We start from the raw sequence: 1,986 nt of genomic DNA on the forward strand, positions 1-1,986 counted from the left end.
GGCGATGGCCGGGGGCACGCCGCGCGACGCGGAGGCGGTCGCCGAACGGATCCGGACGCCCGGTGGCCTGCGCGCAGGCCTGAGCGCGCTCGGCGCCGCCACTCTCGGTTCCGTCGTCACCCTCCTGCCCGGCCGACGCGCCAACGACCCGTGGGCCGGCGAAGACATGTGGGAGCTCGGGGTGGACCGTGGCTCCATGGTCGCCGCGACCGACGGTGTCCCGCTCGCGGTGCGCGAGGCGGGGCCCACCGACGCGCCGATGACGGTCGTGTTCGTCCACGGCTACACCTTGTCGATGGACACCTGGCATTTCCAACGCCGGCATCTGGCCGACCGGTTCGGCTCCGAGATCCGGATGGTCTTCTACGACCAGCGCGGGCACGGATTGAGCGGGTCCGGCTCGCGGAAGAACGCGACCATCGACCAGCTGTCCCGGGACCTCGACACCGTCATCTCGGCGACCACGCCGACCGGGCCCGTCGTCGTGATCGGCCACTCCATGGGCGGGATGACCGTGATGGGGTTCGCCTCCCGTCACCCGGAGACCGTCCGTGAGCGGGTCCTGGGGGTCGGGCTGGTCTCCACCGCGATGGCGGAGCTCTCGGAGGCCGGGCTCGGGTCAGTGCTCGACAACAAGAGCGTGGCCCGCCTCGCCGGGTTGGCGGGCCGCAGCCCCGGCGTGTTCACCAGCAGCCGACGTGCGCTCGGGGCGATCATCTCGCCGTTCATCTACGGTGGGTCGTTCGGAGACCCCGCCACGGTCAGTCCGACCGTCGCCCGGTTCGTGGACAAGCTCATAGCCTCGACCGACGTGCTGACCATCGCCAACTTCTTCGAGACCCTCACGCGGCACGACGAGTCGGCCGCCATGCCCGTTCTCCGTGAGGTCCGCACGACGGTCCTCTGCGGTGACCGGGACCTGCTCACCCCGCTGGACCGGTCGGTCGACATCGTCGAGGAGCTCCCCGACGCCGAGTTCGTCGTGGTCCCCGGCGCCGGGCACATGGTGATGCTCGAGGAGCCCGCGCACGTGTCCGAGGTGTTGGGCGACCTCGTGGCCGACGCGATCATGGAGTCGCGCCGCCTCGAGCGGGCGGGCCGCGCCGACGGAAGCGGGATATCGTGACGATCGCTGTGCCGGGGGAGCGCGACCTGCCGACGGTCGACGAGACGCGCGCGCTGGGCGTCGAGTTGGCCGGACTGCTCCGCGCCGGCGACGTGGTGGTGCTCGAAGGCCCCCTCGGCGCGGGCAAGACCGCCCTGACCACCGGGATCGCAGCGGGCCTCGGCGTGCGGGGCCGCGTGACCTCGCCGACCTTCGTCATCGCGCGCCGGCACCCGCCCATGAGGCCCGGGGGCCCGGGGCTCGTACACGTCGACGCCTACCGTCTCCTCGGCGGGCAGGACCCGGACGGGACCCGGCCCACGACGGGCGACCTGGCCGACGAACTCGAGTCCCTCGACCTGGACTCGGCCCTCGACTCCGATGTCGTGGTGGTCGAGTGGGGCGCCGGGTTCGTCGATTCCCTCGTCGAGGCCCCGCTCGTGGTGACCCTGAGCCGGCCCGACGGCACCGACGTGCGCACCGCCGGCTGGAGCCGGGGCGCCTCGCCCGGTCGCGCGGCCGGCCCGGCGGTACCCTGACCCCGTGCTGGTCCTCGCTGTCGACACCTCGACCCCCTTCGTCACCGCGGGGGTGTGCCGACTCGTGCCCGGTGGCGACGGCCCCGTGGTCGCGACACTGTCCACCCGCGTCACCGAGGACGCCCGTGCCCATGCGGAACTGCTGACCCCGCACATCCTCGACTGCCTCGCCGACGCCGGCCTGTCCGCGGGCGGCCTCGACGCCGTGGTGGTGGGCACCGGGCCGGGTCCGTTCACCGGGCTGCGGGTCGGGATGGCCACCGCCGCCGCGTTCGCCGACGCCCTGGGGAGACCGGTCCACGGAGTGTGCTCGCTCGACGGGCTCGCGGCCACCGCGCGCGC

Annotated in this window: 3 protein-coding genes; all 3 read left to right on the forward strand. The window is 73.6% G+C overall.

Annotation, left to right across the window (positions count from 1 at the left end):
* Positions 1 to 4 precede the first annotated feature (4 nt).
* The gene (locus HMPREF3086_RS00095; RefSeq protein ID WP_083324190.1) at positions 5 to 1,126 is read left to right on the forward strand and encodes an alpha/beta fold hydrolase; all 1,122 of its coding nucleotides are present in this window, start codon (positions 5 to 7) and stop codon (positions 1,124 to 1,126) included.
* Positions 1,123 to 1,644, forward strand: a complete 522-nt coding sequence (locus HMPREF3086_RS00100) for a tRNA (adenosine(37)-N6)-threonylcarbamoyltransferase complex ATPase subunit type 1 TsaE (protein WP_070719650.1) — start codon at positions 1,123 to 1,125, stop codon at positions 1,642 to 1,644. The genes HMPREF3086_RS00095 and HMPREF3086_RS00100 overlap by 4 nt, the downstream gene beginning before the upstream one ends.
* Positions 1,645 to 1,648: 4 nt before the next feature.
* The coding region (gene tsaB, locus HMPREF3086_RS00105) for a tRNA (adenosine(37)-N6)-threonylcarbamoyltransferase complex dimerization subunit type 1 TsaB (RefSeq protein ID WP_070719651.1) at positions 1,649 to 1,986 on the forward strand (338 nt) is incomplete at its 3' end.

It is taken from the genome of Dietzia sp. HMSC21D01 (assembly GCF_001815995.1).
In the GTDB taxonomy this organism is placed as follows: Bacteria; Actinomycetota; Actinomycetes; order Mycobacteriales; family Mycobacteriaceae; genus Dietzia; species Dietzia cinnamea.

Coding starts and splice junctions, on each gene's coding strand:
- HMPREF3086_RS00095 (WP_083324190.1), top strand. CDS start 5: ATGGCCGGGGGCACGCCGCGCGACGCGGAGGCGGTCGCCGAACGGATC.